Annotated in this window: 2 protein-coding genes; both read left to right on the top strand. The window is 56.3% G+C overall.

Annotated elements, in window-relative coordinates:
• Positions 1 to 283 (top strand): hypothetical protein (locus AC629_RS48120; protein WP_084810859.1); only part of this gene is annotated, 283 nt, incomplete at its 5' end.
• A gap of 111 nt (positions 284 to 394) precedes the next feature.
• Positions 395 to 615: NAD(P)/FAD-dependent oxidoreductase (locus AC629_RS44660; RefSeq protein ID WP_143199983.1), on the top strand; the 221-nt coding region annotated here is incomplete at its 3' end.

The following is a 615-nucleotide window of genomic DNA, read 5'->3' as shown; positions in this document are numbered from 1 at the left end:
CGATGCGGCTCGCCGCGCCAAAAGCGGCATCGGTCAACTCCTAAAGCAATCGCACGGATTCAGATCTTACTATGTATTGGATGGCGGCGGAGGAGTCGGTGTCGCCGTGATGATATTCGAGGACCGGCAAAGCGCTGATGCGGCGAACGATAAAGTGATGGAGTTTGTGCAGGCGAGCTTGCATGACCTTAATCTCGGAGCCCCCCAAATCATCGGCGGGGAAGTTTTGGTGAATATAGAGCCGGATACGCAATCCTTCGTAGGGGCTGCTCATCCGCTGTGAGCAAAGCACAGCGTCGAGCGGCCGTTTGGTCGGCGTTTGAATTTTCCCGTCAATCTTGGCCATAGGCCATACTGGCGGATTGTTTTTCTTTTGCTGACTCGGGGTATTTGCATGACCAGCTTGTCTCCTGACGTAGTGATCATTGGTGGAGGAATTGCCGGCGGCACCATGGCCACCGTACTCGCCCGGAACGGGTTAGAGGTCACCGTGTTGGAACGGGAGACGAGTTACCCCGACCGAGTGCGAGGGGAATGGATCGCCCCCTGGGGAGTCGCCGAGTTTAAGCGACTTGGGCTTATCGAACTCCTGCAGGACAATGGCGCAATTCACGT

This window comes from Bradyrhizobium sp. NAS80.1, from assembly GCF_001908205.1.
GTDB lineage: Bacteria > Pseudomonadota > Alphaproteobacteria > Rhizobiales > Xanthobacteraceae > Bradyrhizobium.
The sequence above is the reverse complement of the archived record's forward strand: the minus strand, read 5'-3'. Positions and strand labels throughout refer to the sequence as shown.